The 17,873-nt window shown below is 75.4% G+C and carries 20 protein-coding genes and 1 pseudogene; 7 read left to right on the forward strand and 14 right to left on the reverse strand.

What is annotated here, in order from left to right:
• Window positions 1-247: 247 nt before the first annotated feature.
• Together GFJ45_RS05765 and GFJ45_RS05770 are read right to left on the reverse strand one after the other, a co-directional pair.
• Window positions 248-1,066, reverse strand: coding sequence for an ABC transporter permease subunit (locus GFJ45_RS05765; RefSeq protein ID WP_153395091.1), 819 nt, complete (start codon window positions 1,064-1,066; stop codon window positions 248-250).
• Window positions 1,063-1,977 carry an ABC transporter ATP-binding protein gene (locus GFJ45_RS05770; RefSeq protein WP_153395093.1) on the reverse strand — a complete coding sequence of 305 codons (915 nt, stop codon included), beginning with the start codon at window positions 1,975-1,977 and terminating at the stop codon, window positions 1,063-1,065. The genes GFJ45_RS05765 and GFJ45_RS05770 overlap by 4 nt, the downstream gene beginning before the upstream one ends.
• Window positions 1,978-2,159: 182 nt before the next feature.
• Here GFJ45_RS05770 and GFJ45_RS05775 point away from each other — a divergent pair, with 182 nt between their 5' ends.
• Entirely contained in the window at window positions 2,160-3,068 is a 909-nt protein-coding gene (locus GFJ45_RS05775) for a potassium channel family protein (protein WP_153395095.1), read from the forward strand.
• On the opposite strand, the gene GFJ45_RS05780 is transcribed toward GFJ45_RS05775, so the two are convergent.
• Window positions 3,065-3,847: an ABC transporter ATP-binding protein gene (locus GFJ45_RS05780; protein ID WP_153395097.1), complete on the reverse strand. Its 783-nt coding sequence runs from the start codon at window positions 3,845-3,847 to the stop codon at window positions 3,065-3,067. The two genes, GFJ45_RS05775 and GFJ45_RS05780, sit on opposite strands and share 4 nt — an antisense overlap.
• Window positions 3,848-3,976: 129 nt before the next feature.
• Between GFJ45_RS05780 and GFJ45_RS05785 the strand changes: the two genes are divergently transcribed.
• Window positions 3,977-4,528: a GNAT family N-acetyltransferase gene (locus tag GFJ45_RS05785; RefSeq protein WP_153395099.1), complete on the forward strand. Its 552-nt coding sequence runs from the start codon at window positions 3,977-3,979 to the stop codon at window positions 4,526-4,528.
• A 9-nt stretch (window positions 4,529-4,537) separates the two neighbouring features.
• On the opposite strand, the gene GFJ45_RS05790 is transcribed toward GFJ45_RS05785, so the two are convergent.
• Window positions 4,538-5,257 (reverse strand): response regulator transcription factor, encoded by a 720-nt coding sequence (locus GFJ45_RS05790; protein WP_153395166.1) that lies wholly within the window; start codon window positions 5,255-5,257, stop codon window positions 4,538-4,540.
• Window positions 5,250-6,611 (reverse strand): sensor histidine kinase, encoded by a 1,362-nt coding sequence (locus tag GFJ45_RS05795; RefSeq protein ID WP_153395101.1) that lies wholly within the window; start codon window positions 6,609-6,611, stop codon window positions 5,250-5,252. Before GFJ45_RS05795 ends, GFJ45_RS05790 begins: the two co-directional genes overlap by 8 nt.
• A gap of 158 nt (window positions 6,612-6,769) precedes the next feature.
• Between GFJ45_RS05795 and GFJ45_RS05800 the strand changes: the two genes are divergently transcribed.
• Window positions 6,770-7,102 (forward strand): cupin domain-containing protein, encoded by a 333-nt coding sequence (locus tag GFJ45_RS05800; protein ID WP_153395103.1) that lies wholly within the window; start codon window positions 6,770-6,772, stop codon window positions 7,100-7,102.
• Between the two features lie 26 nt (window positions 7,103-7,128).
• Here the strand turns inward: GFJ45_RS05800 and hutI are convergent, their stop codons facing one another.
• Genes hutI through GFJ45_RS05815 form a run of 3 tightly spaced genes read right to left on the reverse strand, consistent with a single transcriptional unit; the run spans window position 7,129 to window position 10,974 of the window.
• On the reverse strand, window positions 7,129-8,334 hold the full coding sequence (gene hutI, locus GFJ45_RS05805; protein WP_153395105.1) for an imidazolonepropionase: 1,206 nt from the start codon (window positions 8,332-8,334) through the stop codon (window positions 7,129-7,131).
• Window positions 8,335-8,368: 34 nt separating this feature from the next.
• Window positions 8,369-9,739, reverse strand: a complete 1,371-nt coding sequence (locus tag GFJ45_RS05810) for a formimidoylglutamate deiminase (RefSeq protein ID WP_153395108.1) — start codon at window positions 9,737-9,739, stop codon at window positions 8,369-8,371.
• A complete protein-coding gene (locus GFJ45_RS05815; RefSeq protein WP_228386572.1) occupies window positions 9,736-10,974 on the reverse strand; it encodes an allantoate amidohydrolase in 1,239 nt (412 codons plus the stop codon). The genes GFJ45_RS05810 and GFJ45_RS05815 overlap by 4 nt, the downstream gene beginning before the upstream one ends.
• Before the next feature lie 169 nt (window positions 10,975-11,143).
• On the opposite strand from GFJ45_RS05815, the gene GFJ45_RS16700 reads away from it, so the two are divergent.
• The gene (locus GFJ45_RS16700; RefSeq protein WP_228386567.1) at window positions 11,144-11,941 is read left to right on the forward strand and encodes a helix-turn-helix transcriptional regulator; all 798 of its coding nucleotides are present in this window, start codon (window positions 11,144-11,146) and stop codon (window positions 11,939-11,941) included.
• An 82-nt stretch (window positions 11,942-12,023) separates the two neighbouring features.
• Here GFJ45_RS16700 and GFJ45_RS05825 read toward each other — a convergent pair whose 3' ends face one another.
• From GFJ45_RS05825 to GFJ45_RS05835, 3 genes are all read right to left on the reverse strand, one after another.
• Window positions 12,024-12,194 carry a hypothetical protein gene (locus tag GFJ45_RS05825; RefSeq protein ID WP_153395112.1) on the reverse strand — a complete coding sequence of 57 codons (171 nt, stop codon included), beginning with the start codon at window positions 12,192-12,194 and terminating at the stop codon, window positions 12,024-12,026.
• A 217-nt stretch (window positions 12,195-12,411) separates the two neighbouring features.
• Window positions 12,412-12,888 carry a cupin domain-containing protein gene (locus GFJ45_RS05830; protein ID WP_194288537.1) on the reverse strand — a complete coding sequence of 159 codons (477 nt, stop codon included), beginning with the start codon at window positions 12,886-12,888 and terminating at the stop codon, window positions 12,412-12,414.
• A gap of 29 nt (window positions 12,889-12,917) precedes the next feature.
• Window positions 12,918-14,012 carry a class I SAM-dependent methyltransferase gene (locus GFJ45_RS05835; protein ID WP_153395116.1) on the reverse strand — a complete coding sequence of 365 codons (1,095 nt, stop codon included), beginning with the start codon at window positions 14,010-14,012 and terminating at the stop codon, window positions 12,918-12,920.
• Between the two features lie 154 nt (window positions 14,013-14,166).
• Here GFJ45_RS05835 and GFJ45_RS05840 point away from each other — a divergent pair, with 154 nt between their 5' ends.
• A complete protein-coding gene (locus tag GFJ45_RS05840; RefSeq protein ID WP_194288538.1) occupies window positions 14,167-14,985 on the forward strand; it encodes a helix-turn-helix transcriptional regulator in 819 nt (272 codons plus the stop codon).
• A 184-nt stretch (window positions 14,986-15,169) separates the two neighbouring features.
• Window positions 15,170-15,556: pseudogene (locus GFJ45_RS16705) on the forward strand (DedA family protein); the annotation flags it as partial.
• A 119-nt stretch (window positions 15,557-15,675) separates the two neighbouring features.
• Here the strand turns inward: GFJ45_RS16705 and GFJ45_RS05850 are convergent.
• Window positions 15,676-16,125: a pyrimidine dimer DNA glycosylase/endonuclease V gene (locus GFJ45_RS05850; protein WP_153395122.1), complete on the reverse strand. Its 450-nt coding sequence runs from the start codon at window positions 16,123-16,125 to the stop codon at window positions 15,676-15,678.
• 40 nt (window positions 16,126-16,165) lie between these two features.
• Between GFJ45_RS05850 and GFJ45_RS05855 the strand changes: the two genes are divergently transcribed.
• Window positions 16,166-16,642, forward strand: a complete 477-nt coding sequence (locus tag GFJ45_RS05855; RefSeq protein ID WP_153395124.1) for an aminoacyl-tRNA deacylase — start codon at window positions 16,166-16,168, stop codon at window positions 16,640-16,642.
• A 72-nt stretch (window positions 16,643-16,714) separates the two neighbouring features.
• On the opposite strand, the gene GFJ45_RS05860 is transcribed toward GFJ45_RS05855, so the two are convergent.
• Together GFJ45_RS05860 and GFJ45_RS05865 are read right to left on the reverse strand one after the other, a co-directional pair.
• Entirely contained in the window at window positions 16,715-17,197 is a 483-nt protein-coding gene (locus tag GFJ45_RS05860) for a DUF2752 domain-containing protein (RefSeq protein WP_153395126.1), read from the reverse strand.
• 10 nt (window positions 17,198-17,207) lie between these two features.
• The gene (locus GFJ45_RS05865) at window positions 17,208-17,750 is read right to left on the reverse strand and encodes a DUF4190 domain-containing protein (RefSeq protein WP_153395128.1); all 543 of its coding nucleotides are present in this window, start codon (window positions 17,748-17,750) and stop codon (window positions 17,208-17,210) included.
• Between the last annotated feature and the right edge of the window lie 123 nt (window positions 17,751-17,873).

Genomic DNA, 17,873 nt, shown 5'->3' on the forward strand with positions numbered 1-17,873 from the left:
GCCGTTGGGATGGGGATGGCCAGAACTGGACAAGGAATCGGTGGTACCCGACGAGGAGACGTTGTGCTCGCCCCGGCCGCTACCCGCGGCTGGCCCGCCGGGCGGAGGGGGCAACCACGACGCTGACGCGGGCGCTGGTGACCACGACTGGGTCACCCGCCGGACGGCGAGCGGTGCTGGGCGCGGCCCGGAATGCGCCGGTGCTCTTCGCTGGCGCGGTGCGGTTGCTCGCCGGTGGCGGCGACCGTCAGGCGTCCCGGCGCTGCAGCACCGCGTAGCCGGCCACCAGGAGCACCGCGACCTCCCCGCAGAAGACCGCGAAGCCGACCCAGGGGTCCAGCAGCAACGGGTTGAACGACACCGGCGTGGCGACACCGGAGCCGGCGTTGCCCGGCATCAGCTTGGTCAGCCACTCGCCCCACGCGCCGGGCAGCAGCATCGTCATGTTGCCCACGACGAAGACCAGGGCCAGTACCACCGACAACGCGCCCGCCGTGTGCCGCACCAGAGAGCCCACCGCGGCGGCGAACAACCCGAGACCGGCCATGTACAGGCCGCTGCCGACCAGGGAGCGCAGCACGCCCTCGTCCTCCAGGGAGAGACCGATGCCCTCGGCGGCGAGGAAGTAGTTGCCGCCCAGGTAGCCCAGGACGGCCGTGACAGTCCCCGCGACGGACAGGGTGGCCACCAGGACGGTCAGCTTCGCCGCCATCACGGCCCCGCGACGAGGGGTGGCCGCGAACGTGCTCCGGACCATGCCGGTGCCGTACTCGCCGGTGACCACCAGCGTCCCCAGCAGGATGGCAGCGATCTGGGCGAACATCATGCCCCAGGTGATGAACGAGCCCGCGGACTCCTGCGCCTCGGCGCTGGCGAGCCATTCGGCGCTGGCCGCGCACACGACCGTGGTCAGGCCGGCGCCGAGCACCAGCATGGCAACGACCGACCACCAGGTGGAGCGAACGGTCCAGAGCTTGATCCACTCGGCGCCCAGGGTCTGGCCGAACGACTGCCGGGACGGCCGGACGGTCTCGGTCGGCGGTGCGGGGTAAGTGAGGGTGGTCATGCCGCTCGGGCCTCCTGTGCGTGGTACTCGACGCTGTCCGCGGTCAGCGTCATGAAGGCGTCCTCCAGCGAGGAGCGCACCGGTGTCAGCTCGTGCAGGATGAGCCCGGCGCCGGTCACGGCCTCACCGATGCTGGCCGCGTCCATCCCCTGCACCCGCAGCTCGCCGTCCTCGGCCGCGACCCCGGCGCCGGCCTGCCGCAGCAGCGAGGCGACCTCCGGCTGCTGCGGGGTGTGCACCCGCACGTAGGAGGCGGCGTGGTCGGCGATGAACTGGCTCATGCTGCTGTCAGCGAGCACCCGGCCCCGCCCGATGACGACCAGGTGGTCGGCCATGAGCGCCATCTCCGACATCAGGTGGCTGGAGATGAACACCGTCCGTCCCTCGTCGGCGAGCGTCCGGGCCAGCCGGCGGACCCAGCGGATCCCCTCCGGGTCGAGGCCGTTGGCCGGCTCGTCCAGGATCACCACCGGCGGGTCGCCGAGGAGGGCCGCCGCGATGCCCAGCCGTTGCCCCATGCCGAGCGAGAACCTGCCGGCGCGCCGGTCGGCGGCCGCGCTCATCCCGACCAGGTCGAGGACCTCGTCCACCCGGCGGGACGGGATGCCGTTGCTCGCCGCCAGCCATCGCAGGTGGTTGCGGGCGGACCGCCCAGGGTGGATGGCGTGCGCCTCCAACAGGGCGCCGACCTCGCGCAGCGGGGCCGGAGAGTCGACGTAGCGGTGGCCGTTGACCGTCACCGCTCCCGCAGTAGGCCGGTCCAGTCCGAGGATCATGCGCATCGTCGTGGACTTCCCCGCCCCGTTGGGGCCGAGGAAGCCGGTGACACGGCCGGGATGCACGGTGACGGTGATGCCGTCCACGGCGGTGGCCTCGCCGAAGGTCTTGGTCAGCTCTCGAATCTCGATCATGCGGCCGCTCCGCAGGCGGGTGACGCCGGTGATGGGTGCATGCCCTCCAGGCTCGGGGACCGCTGCCCCCGCCACCATGAGGGTCACCCCCGACCGGTCCCGGGTCCGGTCCCTGAGCCGCCTCAGGGTCGGCGGTCACGCCGGCTGCGACGGGCGGGTGGCGCGGCAGTACGCTCCCCGGCATGGCCGCGCTGTTGACCCTCGTCGGCGCCGGGCTCATCCTGGCGGCGCTGCGCGACATCTTCCACACCCTCTGGCACCCGCGCGGGTTCGGGACGCTGGCCCGGTCGGTGTTCACCCTGGTGTGGCGGACCTCCCGGGTCCTGCACCGGCTCACGGGCCGGTCCAGCGAGCTCACCGGTCCGGTCGGCCTGCTGCTCACCGTGCTGTGCTGGGGAGCCATGATGGTGCTGGGGTGGGCGCTGGTCTACCTGCCGCAGCTGCCGGGCAGCTTCCACTACAGCGCCTCGATCGACGAGTCGGCCTCCTCCGGGCTGGTCACGGCCCTCTACCTGTCACTGGTGACGGTGGCCACCCTCGGGTTCGGGGACATCGTGCCCGCCTCGGACGTGCTGCGGCTGCTGACGCCGGTGCAGGCGCTGGTGGGCTTCGTGCTGTTGACCGCGGCCATCGCCTGGGTGCTGCAGGTCTATCCCGCGCTGGCCCGCCGCCGCGGCCTGGCCCGGCTGCTGACCGCGATGAACCGGACCAGCACCACCGACGTGGTCCGTCAGGGTGACCCGGCCGTGTCGTGCCAGATCCTGCACGAGGTGGCCACCGCGCTGGCCGGCGTCGAGGTCGACATGATGCAGTACGCCGAGAGCTACTTCTTCCGGGAGTCGGACCTGCGGCACTCGCTGGCGGCCTCAGCCCCCTACGTGCTGGACCTGGTCCACGCCGGCCGGTCCTCCACGTCCCCCGAGGTGCGCCACGGGGCCGACATGCTGCTCAACATCACCATCGGGCTGGCCAACACGCTCGTCCGGAACTACCTGCCGGCGACGGGACGGGATGAGAGCACGGCCGCGGTGCTGAAGGCGTGGGCCGAGGACCACCAGCAGGGCGAGCTGCGGGAGCAGCGAGGCGCCTAGGCCGGCTCGCTGACGCGCAGCTCTTCCAGCCGGGCCAGCACGGTCCCGGCGGTGGGCTCCAGCAGCTCGCCGGCCAGCCGGCCGTCGGCGAGCAGCAGCACCCGGTCGGCCCAGGCCGCCGCCGCCGGGTCATGGGTGACCATCACCACCGACCGGCCCCACTCGTCGACGCTGCGTCGCAGCAGCGCGAGCACGTCGCTCCCGGTCCGGGAGTCCAGCGACCCGGTGGGCTCGTCCGCCAGCACCAGGTCGGGCCGCGTCACCAGCGCCCGGGCGAGGGCGACCCGCTGCTGCTGCCCGCCGGAGAGCTCACCGGGCCGGTGGCCGAGCCGGTCGCCGAGCCCGAGCTCAGCCACGATCCGGCTCCGCCACCGCCGGTCCCCGGAGGCGCCGGCCAGCCGCAGCGGCAGGTCGATGTTCTGCCCCGCGGTCAGCGTCGGCACCAGGTTGAAGGACTGGAAGACGAAGCCGACCCGCTCGCGCCGCAGCCGGGTGAGGGCGGTGTCGCGCAGCCGGGTGAGCTCGGTGTCGCCGAGGAAGACCCGGCCGGAGCTGGGGCTGTCGAGCCCGGCAAGCAGGTGCATGAGGGTGGACTTGCCGGAACCGGAGGGGCCCATCACGGCGGTGAACCGGCCGGCCTCGATGCCGACCGAGACGCCACCGAGCGCGGTCACCGCCGCGTCACCGCGGCCGTAGCTGCGGGTGAGGTCGACGGCGCTGGCCGCGAGGCGGGCGCCGGGACGGGTGGCGGGAGGTGCGTCGAGCCTGGTCGAGGTCATGCTGGCGACGCTACGGACGAGGACCGGCCCGGCGCGTCGGCCCGCGGTCTGGACCTCCCGCCCCCGGGGTACGACCGTGGGAGGGGGACAGGCTCCCGCGGTGGTCGCACACCGTGGCAGGGTCGGGGGATGGCCACCGACGAGAGCACCGCGGCAGCACCCGTGCAGGTGCGGCCGGTCCTGCCGGCCGACCTGCCGGCGCTGGGGAGGATCTACGCCCACTACGTCGAGGACACCGCCGTCACCTTCGAGACCGAGGTGCCCGGCCGCTCGGCCTGGGAGCAGCTGACCGCCGACGTCCGCGAGCAGGGGTGGCCGTTCCTGGTCGCCACCGAGCGAGGCGCGCCGCCCGGGGAGGGCGTGCTGGGCTACGCCTACGTCAAGCAGTGGCGGGCGCGTCCCGCCTACCGCGCCACCGTCGAGGACAGCGTCTACCTGGCCACCGAGGCCCGCGGCCGCGGGGTCGGCCGGGTGCTGCTGGAGGCGCTGCTGGCCGAGGCAGCCCGGCGCGGGGCCCGCCAGGTGGTCTCGGTCATCACCGACGCCGGCGACGACGCCTCGGTGCGGCTGCACGAGCGGCTGGGGTTCCGCTGGGTCGGCCGGCTGCAGGCGGTGGGCCACAAGCACGACCAGTGGTGGGACACCGTCATCCTGCAGGCCGCGCTGCCCGAGCCGGGCTGAGTGCCGCCGCTACACGCGGCCGACCAGCCCGGTCTCGTAGGCGATGATCACCATCTGCACCCGGTCGCGCAGCGCCAGCTTGTGCAGGACCCGGCCGATGTGGGTCTTCACGGTGGCCTCGGCGAGGTAGAGCTCGGCGGCGATCTCGCCGTTGGTCAGGCCGCGCCCGACCGCCTCCAGCACCTCCCGCTCGCGTAGGGTCAGCGGGGCCAGCCGGGGGTGCCCGGCCCCGGCCGCCCCAGCGGCACCGTCGGACGGCTCCTGCCCACCACCCTCGTCCGCCTCGGGCAGCCGGTGGGCGAACCGGGCCAGCAGCCGCCGGGTCGTCGACGGCGCGATCACCGCCTCCCCGTCGTGCACCGCCCGGATCGCGGCGAGCAGCTCGGCCGGGCCGGCGTCCTTGAGCAGGAAGCCGGAGGCGCCGGCCCGCAGCGCGGCGTAGGCGTACTCGTCGAGGTCGAAGGTGGTCAGCACGACGACCTTGGCCGGCACACCGGCCGCCACCAGCCGCCGGGTGGCCTCGACGCCGTCCAGCCGGGGCATCCGGATGTCCATCAGCACGACGTCGGCGCCGGCGGCCGGCACCTGCTCCACCGCCTGCTGGCCGTCACCGGCCTCACCGACCACGACCATGTCCGGCTGAGCGTCCAGCACCATCCGGAACCCCGCCCGCACCAGCTGCTGGTCGTCCGCCAGGAACAGCCGGATGCCCGGCGCGTCCTCAGCCACGGTGCTCACCCACCACCGAGTGCGCGGGACGCTGCGGGACCGGCGCCGCCGGTTCTCCCGCCGGCGCCACCGGGAGGGTGGCCACCACCTCGAAGCCGCCCCCGTGCCGGGGCCCGGCGTGCAGCGTCCCGCCGAGGACGTGGACCCGCTCGGTCATGCCCACGATGCCGTTGCCCTCCCCATCGTGGCCGGTGAGTCCTAGCCCGTCGTCGCTGACGCGCACCAGCAGCACCGCCGGGCTGCGGAGCAGGTCGACCTCGGCGGAGGCGTCCGGACCGGCGTGCTTGAGCACGTTGGTCAGCGACTCCTGCGCGACCCGGTAGGCCGCCTGGTCCACCTCCGGCGGCAGGTCATCGGTGCGGCCACGCACCGCGAGCCGCACCGGCACGCCGGCCTCCTCGACGCCGGCCACGAGCTCGGCCAGGTCGGCGGTGCCGTGCCCGGTGGCGTACTCGGCGCCGGCGTCGGCGTCGCGCAGCACTCCCACCAGCCGGCGGGTGTCGGCCAGGGCAGCCCGGGCGGTGCCGGCCACGGTCTCCAGGGTGCCCGCGGCCGCCCCCAGGTCGGCCATGACCCCCCCGCCGCCCGGACCGCTCTCACCGGCCTGCTCGTGCCGCTGGATCGCCGCGCGGGCCGCGTACGCGGCGCCGTCGGCCTGCACGACCACCACCGCCAGTGAGTGCGCGACGATGTCGTGCATCTCCCGGGCGATCGCGGCCCGCTCGTCCTGGGCGGCCAGCCGGGCCCGCTGTGCCTGGTCGCGCGCCAGCGCGGCGTTCTGCGCCCGCAGCCCCGCGACCAGCGCGTGCCGCCGCCGGACCGCGTCTCCCAGTACCCACGCGGCAGCCACCGCCACGGCGAGGGCCGCCACCACGGGCGCGGCGTAGAGCAGCCTGGTCATGCCCCCGACCTGGTGCCACGGGCTCCCCGGCCCGGTGGTGAAGCCGCCGCTCCAGTCCAGCCCCGCCAGCAGCGCACCGAGCCAGCCCAGCCCCAGCACCGTCCACGCCTGCCAGCGTTGCCTGGCGTAGCAGGAGGTGCCGTAGACCACGACCAGCACGGCCGCGTTGCTGGGCAGCGGCGTGTCGGTGACCGCCAGCTGCAGCAGGCACCCGGCGGCCACCGCGAGCGCGGCCGGGAAGGGGGCGACCCGCCGCCAGGCCAGCGGCGCCACCTGCAGCAGCAGGAGCGCGGCCTCGGCCGAGCCGGGGCCGTAGAACATCGCCAGCAGCAGCGTCAGCCCGGCGGCCCCGACGGTGTCGACCAGCAGCCGGTGCCCAGCCAGCCACTGGCGCCCCCGCGTCAGCCGCACGGAGCCGGCGTGATGGTCCCCCTGCCGATGCTGCTGCTCCACGCCCCGACTGTATGCGGCGGGCCCGCCCGGATGCGTCCGACCACGGACCCACCCTGCTGGCCCAGACTCCGCCCCTGGTCGCACGGCCACCGCACCGGATGGCCGATCACCGCCCGCGCCACTCCCCGCCGGCCCGCGGTCCGTGCCAGGCTGGCCCCATGCAGAAGAGCTCCCTCACCGCCCTGGCCCGCGAGCTGCTGGAGCGGGCGCGGACCGAAGCCAGCGGGCGCAGCGCCGACACCGTCTACGGCGGGCACGAGCACCGGCTGCGGCAGACCGTCATCGCCCTCACCGCCGGCTGCCGGATGGGCGAGCACGAGAATCCCGGGGAGGCCACCGTGCAGGTGCTCCTCGGCCGGGCCCGGGTGCTGGCCGGGGACGACGCCTGGGAGGGCGTGCGCGGGGACCTGATCATCCTGCCGCAGGCACGCCACTCGCTGGAGGCGCTGGAGGACTCGGTCGTCCTGCTGACCGTCGCCAAGCTGGACTGAGCGATCGGCTGGGCGCGGCCCGGCGCTCAGACCTCCAGGGTGCGCACCACCGGCACGCCGGGCCGGTACGGGATGTGCAGCACGCTCGGGCCGTCCACGACCGCCAGGTCGGCCCGTGCGCCCACGCGGACCACGCCGACGTCGTCGCGCCGCAACGCGCGCGCGCCGCCGCGGGTCGCCGCGAGGATGGCCTCGGCCGGGGTCATGCCCATCTCCCGCACGGCGAGCGCGATCATGACCGGCATCGAGGAGGAGTAGCAGGTGCCCGGGTTGCAGTCGGTGGCCAGCGCCACGTCGGCGCCGGCGTCCAGCAGCCGCCGGGCGTCCGGGTAGGGCGACCTGGTGGAGAACTCCACCCCGGGCAGCAGCGTGGCGACCGTCGTGCCGGCGGCGCCCGCGAGCGCCTCGACGTCCGCCTCGGACAGGTAGGTGCAGTGGTCGACGCTGGCCGCGCCGAGCTCGACCGCCAGCCGCACGCCGGGGCCCTCGCCCAGCTGGTTGCCGTGCACCCGCAGCCCGAGCCCGGCGTCCCGGCCGGCGGCCAGGATGTGCCGGGACTCCTCGGCGTCGAAGGCGTGGGCGCTGTGCGGCTCGCAGAACACGTCCACCCACCGGGCGTGCGGCGCGGCCGCGGCCAGCATCGTCCCGGCGACGAGCTCGACGTAGCCGCTGCGGTCGGCCCGCCGCTCCGGCGGCACCACGTGCGCGCCGAGGAAGGTGGTCTCCTCGGTCACCGTCCCGGCCAGCCGCAGCGCCCGCACCTCGTCCTCGACGGTCAGCCCGTAGCCGCTCTTGACCTCCACGGTCGTGGTGCCCTGGGCGCGCATCTCGTCCACGCGGGCCTGCAGCAGCTGCTGCAGCGTCGGCTCGTCGGCGGCCCGGGTGGCCGCCACGGTCGTGGCGATGCCGCCACCGTCGTAGGGCAGCCCGGCCATCCGGGCGGCGAACTCGGCCGACCGGTCCCCGGCGAAGACCAGGTGGGCGTGGCTGTCGACGAACCCGGGCAGCACCGCCTTGCCACCCAGGTCGATCGCCCAGTCGGCCGCCGGCGCCTCGGCCGCCGGCCCGACCCACTGCACCGTGCTGGCGGCGTCGGCGTACTCCGAGCCGACCACGACCGCGGCATCGCGCACCACGCCCATCCCGCTGACGGGGTCGCCGGGGTCCACCTGCTCCGCTCGGGTGTCGTCGCAGGTGGCGAGCTCGCTGATACCGGTGATGAGGATCGCCATGCTCAGCCCTCCCGTGCCGCTTCGCCGTCGCTGGTCACCGGCCGACGCTATCCCACAGCGGCGCGATCGCCTCGGCCAGCAGCCGGCCCACGTCCCCGAGCAGGTGCCGGCCCTGGGTCACCACGGTGCGCCCGTCGACGACCACGGTGTCGACATCCGGCGCGCCCGCCGCCAGGACCAGCTGGCCCGGGTCCGCCCCGGCGGTGCGGACGGTGTCGGTGCGCACCGCCACCAGGTCCGCCCGGGCGCCCACCTCGAGCCGGCCGGCGTCGGGCCAGCCGATGCTGTCGTGGGCGGTGAGGGCGGCCAGCAGCCGTGCCGGCGCCAGCCGGCCCCGCTGCAGGCTGGCCAGCCGCTCGTGCATCTCCAGCGCCCGCGCCTCCTCCAGCAGGTCGGTGACGGCGTGCTGGTCCGACCCCAGCGACAGCCGCGCGCCCGCGTCCAGCAGCGCGCGGGCCGGGCCGATCCCGTCGGCGAGGTCCCGCTCGGTCGTCGGGCAGAGGCACGCGGTGGCACCGGCTCCGCCGAGCAGCGCGACGTCCGCACCGGTCAGGTGGGTGGCGTGCACGGCGCTCAGGTCGGTGCCGAGCAGGCCCTCCTCGGCCAGCAGCCCGGTCGGGGTGAGCCCGTGGGCGGCCAGGCAGGCCTCGTTCTCGGCCGGCTGCTCCGACAGGTGCCCGTGCAACGGCGCGCCACGGTCGCGCGCCACCGCCGCTACCGTCGCCAGCTGCTCCCGGGGCACCGCCCGCACCGAGTGCACCGCCGCCCCCACCCGCAGCTGGGCCGGACCGCCCTCGGTGTGGTCGCGCAGCAGCCCCACCCGCTCGGCCCAGCCGGCCGCGTCGCCGTCACCGAACCGCTGCTGCTGCGGCCCCAGCGGCTGGTAGCCCTCCGCGGTCAGCCCGCCGGTCAGGTAGCAGGTGTCCAGCAGCGTCAACCGCAGCCCGGCCTCGGCCGCGGCCGCCACCAGGGCGTGCCCCATCGCGTTCGGGTCCTGGTAGCGGCGCCCGCCCGGCCCGTGGTGCAGATAGTGGAACTCCGCCACCGCCGTCACCCCCGCCAGCGCCATCTCGGCGTAGGCCGCCCGCGCCAGCGCCAGGTACCCGTCCGGGTCCAGCCGCTCGGCCACCGCGTACATCGCCTCCCGCCAGGTCCAGAAGGTGCCGCCGCCGTCGTGCGTGCGCCCGCGCAGCGCCCGGTGGAAGGCGTGGCTGTGGCAGTTCGCGAACCCCGGCAGCACCACCCCGGGCAGCCGCTCGGCCCCGTCGGCGACCGCGGTGGCGGCCGGCACGCCCGGCTCCACCCGCGTGTAGCGGCCCTCCCGCGCCTCCAGCAGCACATCCCGGGTCAGCCCGCCCGGCAGCTGGGCGTGGCCGGCGTGCCAGCGGCGGGGGCTCGCGCTCACCGGCGCCCGCCGCCGACCAGGTCGGCCACCACCGCGGTGAGCGCCCGGACGCCCTCGTAGCAGTCCTTTCGCTCGGCGTGCTCGGCCGGGCTGTGCGAGACCCCGGTCGGGTTGCGCACGAACAGCATCGCCGCGGGGATCCCGGCGCCGGCGAGGATCCCGGCGTCGTGGCCGGCGCCGGTGCCCAGGACGGGCACGCCGACCGGCTCGGCCGAGCCGCGACCGGTGGTCCAGCCCGGCTCCCGCTCCAGCACCGCCCGCAGCCGCGCCGACAGGTCCGCGTCGAAGTCGGTGGGCGGGGTCCAGGACTCCTCCTGCACGCGGGCCCCGAACTCGCCGGCCCGCTCGGTGAGCTCGGCCACCAGCTCGCGCACCTGGTCCGGGTCCGGGCCGCGGCTGTCGAGCCAGCCGGTGACGTGGCTGGGGACCGCGTTGACGCCGCCAGGCTCCACCAGCACCTTGCCGACGGTCGCGACGCAGCCGCGCCGCGCGGCCCCGTGCCGGGCGGTGAGCACCAGGTCGGCGTAGCCGAGCATGGCGTCCCGGCGGTCCTCCAGCCGGGTGGTGCCGGCGTGGTTGGCCTCGCCGGGGAAGTCGAACCGCCACCGGCCGTGCGGCCAGATGCCGCGACCGACCGCGACCGGCACCCCCAGGTCCACCAGCCCCCGGCCCTGCTCGACGTGCAGCTCGACGAAGGCGCCGACCCGGCGCAGCGCCTCCGGGTCCGGGCCCACCGCCTCGACGTCCCGCCCGGCGGCCCGCATCGCCTCCGCCATCGTGGTGCCGTCGGCGTCGGTGAGCCCCAGCGCGCGCTCGGGCGCCATCGCGCCGGTGATCACTCGCGACCCCGCGCAGGCCACGCCGAACCGGGCACCCTCCTCGTCGACGAAGTTGACCACCGCCAGCGGCCGGTCCGGCTCCACGCCGGCCTCGCGCAGGGCGTCCACCGCGGCCAGCGCCGAGACCACCCCGAGCGGCCCGTCGAAGGCGCCACCGTCCGGCACCGAGTCCAGGTGCGAGCCGACCGCCACCCCGGGGCGGCCGGCGGCGACCGCCGCGTCCGGGTCGCCCCACCAGGCCCACTGGTTGCCCATCCGGTCCTCGACCAGGTCCAGCCCGCGGGCGGCGCACTCAGCGGCGAACCAGTGCCGCAGCACGCGGTCCTCGCCCGTCCAGGCGAACCTCCGGTAGCCCCCGCTGGCGGCGCGCCCCACGGGCGTCAGTGCCTGCCACATCCGGTCGAACTCCGGTGGTGCCGCGCTCGTGCTGCTCACCCTCCGACAGTAGGGCCGGGACGCTCCCGGAGGCGGGCACGGCGCCGGCGCGCTGTCCGGCATGCCAGACACTGCAGGCTGGCGCGAGGGGATGGCCTGCAGGACGATGGGACCGGAGAGAGACAGGGCCATGGCTGCATCGAGGAGTGCGCGGCTGCGGGGCCTGGAGGAGCTGTGGGACCTGCGAGAGGTGCTGCACGAGACCGGGCCGGGCGTCGGCCTGCCGCTCCCGCTGCTGCACGGCCTGCAGCGGCTGGTGCGCTGCGACGCACTCGCCTTCAACGCGATGGACTCCGGCCGCCAGGGCTCCCGCTTCTGGCAGACCGTCGAGGACGGCGACTGGGGCGAGTCCGATGACCAAGGGACCGTGGCCGACCCGCAGGAGGCGGCGTTCTGGCGGCACTACTGGTCCTCCGAGCCGTGCCACTATCCCGACAGCAGCGGTGACCTCGGCAGCGTGACGCTGCGGTCGGACTTCGTCTCCGACCGGGACTGGCGGGCCAGCCCGATGTACCGCGAGGGCCTGGTCCCGTACGCGCACGAGCTGATGTTGGTCCTGCCCGACGGGGGGCCGGGGCGGACGCTGCGGCTGCTGGCGTTCCGTCGCGACGGGGCCGACTTCACCGAGGAGGACCGGTTCCTGATGCACCTGCTGCGCCCCCACGTCGGCGCGGCGTACCGGCGTGCCCAGGCGCACCGGGCCTGGGCGACGGTGGCCGTGACCGGGCCGCGGCATCCGCCGCCGCAGCTGACGGCACGCCAGCGCCAGGTGCTCGCGCTCGTCCGCGACGGGGCCACCAACGCCGCCATCGCCCGGCGGCTCGGCATCGCCGAGGGGACGGTCCGCAAGCACCTGGAGCACATCCACGCCACCCTCGGCGTCTCCTCCCGCACCGCCGCCGCGGTCGCGGCCGAGGACCTGCTGTAGCGGCCCCGCCGCCCAGCACGGCACCGCCCCGGGAGGCCGGCATCGGCCCCCGGGGCGGGTGTGGTGGCCCCCGCGGGAGCCACTACTCGAGCATCAGGTGCGTGGCACCGCCACCGCCCGGGAAGGGTGCGGACGGTGAGCCGGGCTCGTCGACCATGGCGCCGCCAGCCACGGTCGCGGCGACCACCGCCCCGGCGGCCAGTGCGGCCCCGAGGGCAGCAGCCGTGCGGCGGCGCATGTGCAGCAGTTTCATGATGGGTCCTCTCCACGTGACGGTGGCGCCCGGCTGGCGTCCCGTCACCTGCCACGGTGCTCCGCGCCGCCGCCGGCGGGTATACGCAGGAGCGCGTACCAAGGTTGCGGAGCACGCACGGCCCGTCGTGGCGTCGGCCCCGGCCACGGGCACACCACCGCCCCCGACGTCCGGACAGACATCGGGGCGGTGGTGTGCCCGCTCGGCCGGCGGGCCGCTACTCCTCCAGCCCGCAGGCGGCGTCGAGCGTGTCGTCGACCTCGGGTGAGGCGAAGATCGTCGGGGCCTCCCCGCGCACCTCGTAGGTGAGCACCAGGGTGACCGGCGCGTCGGAGAAGTTGCGGGCGGTGTGGGTCTGCCGTGGTGGGTGGAACGCCTCGCCGGAGGCGTACCGGTGCGCCCCGCAGCCGCGGTCGAGGATGGTGAAGGCGCCCCCGCCGGTCACGATGCCGGTGGTCTTGCCGGGGTGGCGGTGCCAGTCGACGTAGCCGCCCGGCTGCAGGTGGATCTTGGCGGTGATCACGGTGCGCTCCGGGCTGCTGAGCGCGCCCCGTGCCACCAGCTCGGCGGTGAACGGCGGCTCGTGCTCGTCGGCGACCGCAGTGCCGGTCAGGGTGGCGCCGGCGATGGTGGTGGCGGCCAGGCCGGCGGCGCCCAGGGCGGCGACCGCACGTCGGGATCGCATCAGGTCCATGGTGTGTCCTTCCTCGGGTGGGAGCGGGGTCAGGCGGCGCGCCGGCCCCAGGTGACCGCGTGCACGGGTGTCAGCTGCACGTGGTCGACGTCGGTGAAACCGTGCCGGTCCAGCAGCCCGTCGTAGGCGGCGCGCGGCAGCAGCTGGTCGTCGATCTGGGCCTCGAAGACCTGTACCCCGCTCATCAGCCGGCCCGGCGGCGTGCGCAGCGTCGGCTCGTCCTCGGGGAACGGGAAGTCCGAGACCACGAACCACCCGCCCGGGTCCAGCGCGGCCCGCACCTGGCGGGTGACCTGGTCGATGTCGCGGCACTCGTGCATCGAGATGTTGTTGATCACCACGGACGCGGGCTGGTCCAGCGTGAACTCCTCCAGCGGGCTGCAGACCAGCTGCACCCGCTCGGCGAGGCCGGCCTGGGCCATGGCGGCACGTGCCTGCTCGATCGAGTGGGGGTCGCCGTCCACGCCGACCAGCTCGCACTGCGGGTAGTGGGTGGCCAGCCGAACCAGGCCTCGCCCGGTCCCGCAGGCGGTGTCGACCACCCGGCCTCCCTGCCCGAGCCGTTCCGCCAGCCCGGGCACCTGGGCCAGGCCTCCGGGGACGAGCCGGGTGTAGAACGGGCGGCCGGACCTCGACACCGCCTGGATCCAGTCCGGGCTGGTGTCCGCCCACCACATCCGCTCGCCGGTGGCCAGCGTCCGCTCGAACCGGTCGAAGACCTCCGGCTGCTCCAGCAGCGGGAAGATCCCGCCCAGGAAGGCCGGGGAGTCGCTGTCCAGGAGCAGCGTGGCCATGTGCGGGGCGAGCTCGTACCGGGCGTCCGCCGCGAGCGCCGGCTCGTCGCCAGCCCGCTCCACGAGCCCGGCGGCGAACGCCCCGCGACACCAGACCCACACCAGGTACGGGTCCAGCCCGCGGCGCCCGGCCAGCTCCCGCGCGGTCCTCGGTCCCCCGTCGGCGAGCTCGGCGATCAGCCCCGACCGCAGCCCCAGCCCGACGCACCGGTGCCCGATGTAGCCAGCCGCGAGGCCGAGCAGGATCGGGGCCTGGTCGCTGAGCTGTGGTCCGGGGTCGGCCGCGTCGCTGGCGGCGGTGGTCTCGGGCCGGTCGGAATCGGTGGACATGGGCACTCCTCCTGCGTGGGTGTCGTGCACTGGCTCGCTGCCGACCCTGCTGCCGATGGGCGACCCGGCGCCATACGCAGAACTGCGTAACGGGCCGAGGGGGTGACCGGGAGAGGCGCCGTGCGGCACGATGGGAAGGCCGAGAGCGAGGACGATGAGGTCTGCCACGAGGGAGCGGCACCCGGGTCCGGACGCGCTGCGGGACCTCCGTGACGTGCTGCAGCAGACCGGCCCGGCGATCGGGCTTCCCCTGCCGTTGCTGCGGGGGCTGCAGTCCCTGCTGCGCTGCGACCACGTCTCCTTCCGGGCCGTCGACAGCCGGCGGCGGAGCTGCTCGTGGAGTCAGGACCTCGCGGCCGACCAGGTCCATGAGTACGACGCCGCTACCGGGGGGCCGCCGCCGCCACCGGAGCTGCTGCCGAGCACCCCGGCGTTCTGGCGGCACTACTGGGACTTCGAGCCCTGCAGCCACCCCGACCGCGCCGGGGTGCTCGGCCGCGCGGTACGGATCTCCGACTTCCTCTCGCAGCGGCAGTGGCACGCCAGCCCGATGTACCGGGACTACTTCGCGGGGACCGGCCTCCAGCACCACCTGACGCTCGCCCTTCCCGGCGGCGGCGAGGGCCGGACGGTCAGGCTGCTGCTGGGGCGGTGCGACGGGCCCGACTTCGACGACTTCGAGTGCTTCCTGGTGGAGCTGCTGCGGCCCCACCTGCTGGCGAGCTACCGCCGAGCCCGGACGCAGTGGCGACGCGAGCAGACCGGTGCCGGACTCGCGCCGTCGAGCGTGGTGCTGACTCCCCGACAGCGGCAGGTGCTCACCCTGGTCCGGGACGGGGCGACCGACGCGGCCATCGCGCGGCGGCTCGACATCGCCGAGGGCACGGTCCGCAAGCATCTCGAGCGCATCCGCGGGTCGCTGGGGGTCTCCTCGCGCACCGCCGCGGTCACCGCGGTGCGCGACCTGCTCTAGCCGGTGCGAGGGGCCCAGGGTCGACTGGGGGTCGGGTCAGGGGCGGGTGCGGGTCGAACCCGATAGGCGCGGCCACGCCGGGGCGACAGCGTGGGGGGATCCGAGAGAGGGAGCCCCCGTGACACTGGACGTGACGTCGCCCGCAGGCCCGTGGGTGCTGCTGGCGCTGCTCGCGCTGTGCCTGGTGGACGGGTTCTTCCCTCCGGTCCCCAGCGAGTCGCTGGTGATCGCGCTCAGTGCGGCGGTGGTGGCCACCGGGGGCCCGCCGTTGTGGGCGGTGTGGCTCACCGCTGCCGTCGGGGCGGTCCTCGGTGACCACGTCGCCTTCGCCATCGGCCGCCGGGTGGGCAGGGCCGGGCTGGCACGCCGCTCCGGGGACCGCTGGGTCGCCGCCTTCGACCGGGCCGAGCGGCTGCTCGCCCAGCGCGGCGCGGTGGTGCTGGTGACCGCCCGGCACGTGCCCGTGGGGCGGGTGGCGGTGACGATGAGCGCCGGGGCGAGCAGCTTGCCGTGGCGCCGGTTCACCGGCATCACCCTCGTCAGCGGCGCGCTCTGGGCCGGCTACGGCGTGGCCATCGGTGCCCTCACCGGCTACTGGCTCGGCGACCGGCCGCTGCTGGCCGTGGCGCTGGGCATCGCGCTCGCCCTCGTGGTGGGGCTGCTGGTCGACGCGGGGCTGCGGCGCCACCGTCAGCGCGCCGAGGCAGCCCGTTCCCAGGGGGCCACCGGCCCAGGCACGACCGCGAACAACGGGTGCGGATCCGGCACCTCCACCTCCTCCCAGCGGGCCAGCACCGCCGGGCTGCGCTCGGCCAGCTTGCCGCGCAGCCGGGACCACTCGAAGCCCAGCTGACCCGCGGTCACCTCCAGCACCCCGCTGCCACCCGGCTCGACGACCCGCAGCACCCGGCCCAGGTCGTAGCGGTAACCACGCGCCGTCGCCTCCTGCCAGACGCCGACCAGGTAGCAGCCGACGGCCGCCATCGGGTCCGGTGCCGCACGGAACCGCTCCAGCTGCGGATGGCGGGTGTAGCCGCGGGTGCGGCCGGCCAGCACCGCCTGCGCCAGCAGCGCCTCCCGCCAGCCGGCCGTGAGCCCCTGTCGGTCCAGGTATCGCGGGTGCAACGACCAGAGACGCACGCGGGGCTCCTTGCGGTGGGAGGCGGCTACGGTGGCCAGTATGAGCGAGCCCCTCGAGCGCGGCGTGGCCGCGATCGCCGCCTCCGGCATCAACCACGAGGTCACCCGGCACGGGCCGGTGCGCAGCCTTGCGGAGGCTGCGGCCGCTCGGGGCCTGCAGCCGCGAAACGTCATCAAGACGCTGGTGGTGCGGCGGGCCGAGGACGACTACCTGTTCGTGCTGGTCCCCGGCGACCGGGAGATCGCCTGGCCGCGGCTGCGCGCCGAGCTGGGCGTGAACCGGCTCTCCATGCCCGATGCCGCCCAGGCCCGGGAGGTGACCGGCTACGAGCGCGGGACCATCACCCCGTTCGGCTCGGCCCGCCCCTGGCCGGTCCTCGCCGACGCGACCCTCGCCGAGGACGGCCGGCTGGTCTCGATCGGTGGTGGCGCGCACGGGGTGGCGGTCACGGTCGCCGCCGCGGACCTGATCCGGGTGCTGGACGCCCGCGTCGCGGACGTGACCGACCCCGCCTGACCCGACCCGCGGCGTTACCGGCAGGCCCGCGGGAACCTTTTCCCGCGGGTTTGTCCGGTCTGCCGCGGGCCGCTACGTCAGCCGGGAGAGAGCGGGCTCGGCGAACGGCAGGTTCCGCACCACCCAGAACACGACCACGAACCCCGTCATCACCAGCACCGCCCTCGTGGAGGGCACCCACTCGGGCAGTCCCCGCGCGGCCCTGACCACCCAGCCCACCCACAGCACCAGGGCGACCGGGAGCAGCAGCACCACGACCGGGTTCATGCCCAGGGCCAGGTCCAGCTCACCGTGGCTGAGGTGGTGCACCGCCCGCAGTCCGCCGCACCCGGGGCAGTACCAGCCGCTCAGCGTCAGGAACGGGCAGCCCGGGTAGTGGCCGGGCTCGTTCGGGTCGACCTGGTGCAGGTACCCCGTGAGCGCGGCCACCCCGGCACCGAGCAGCAGCGGGGTGCGCAGCCGACCCGGCGCACGCTGCCCCGCGGCACCGCCGGCCGGCCGCTCCCCCGAGGGGGGTGCCTGGCCGCCAGGGCGGGGCCGCGTGGGCGTGGTCATGACAGCTGCGTCAGAACTCGGTGCCGGTGAAGCTGCCGCCGAACATGATGTTGAAGACGAAGCCGACCAGCCACAGCACCACCACGATGATGCCGATGATGAAGCCGGCCTGGCCGAGGCCGCCGTTGGTGGCGGTGCCGGCCGCGGCGGCGTCCTTGGACTTCTTGCCCAGGATGATCGCCGCGATGCCCAGCGGGCCGCAGCAGAAGCCGAGGATGCCGGTCACCAGCGCCCAGATGCCGAACTTGTTGTCCTGCTCGGGGTTCGCCCCGTAGCCGCCGGCTCCGGCCGGGTAGCCGGGCTGCCCGTAGGCGCCGGGCTGGCCCCAGCCCGCCTGCTGGCCGTACGGGCCAGGCGACGGCTGCTGCCCGTACGGCTGCTCCTGCCCCGGCTGCTGGCCGTAGGGCTGCTGACCGTAGGGCTGCTGACCGTGCGGCTCCTGCCCCGGCTGCTGGCCGTAGGGGTCCTGGCTGCCCTCGTCGCGCCCCTCGTCGCCACCGTAGGGGCCACCAGGCGGGGGCGGCGGGGGGTTCTGTCCGGGCGGGTTGGTCATCTCGCTGTCCCCTCGTCATCAGGTCTCGGGCCCCGGGCCGGGCCACGTCCAGGCCAACCTAGTGAAGCCGGACGCCGTTGTCTGCTCGCCCCGCGGCCGGTCACCGGAGCCGCCCGGTGGCCC

This window comes from Ornithinicoccus halotolerans (genome assembly GCF_009602535.1).
In the GTDB taxonomy this organism is placed as follows: domain Bacteria; phylum Actinomycetota; class Actinomycetes; order Actinomycetales; family Dermatophilaceae; genus Ornithinicoccus; species Ornithinicoccus halotolerans.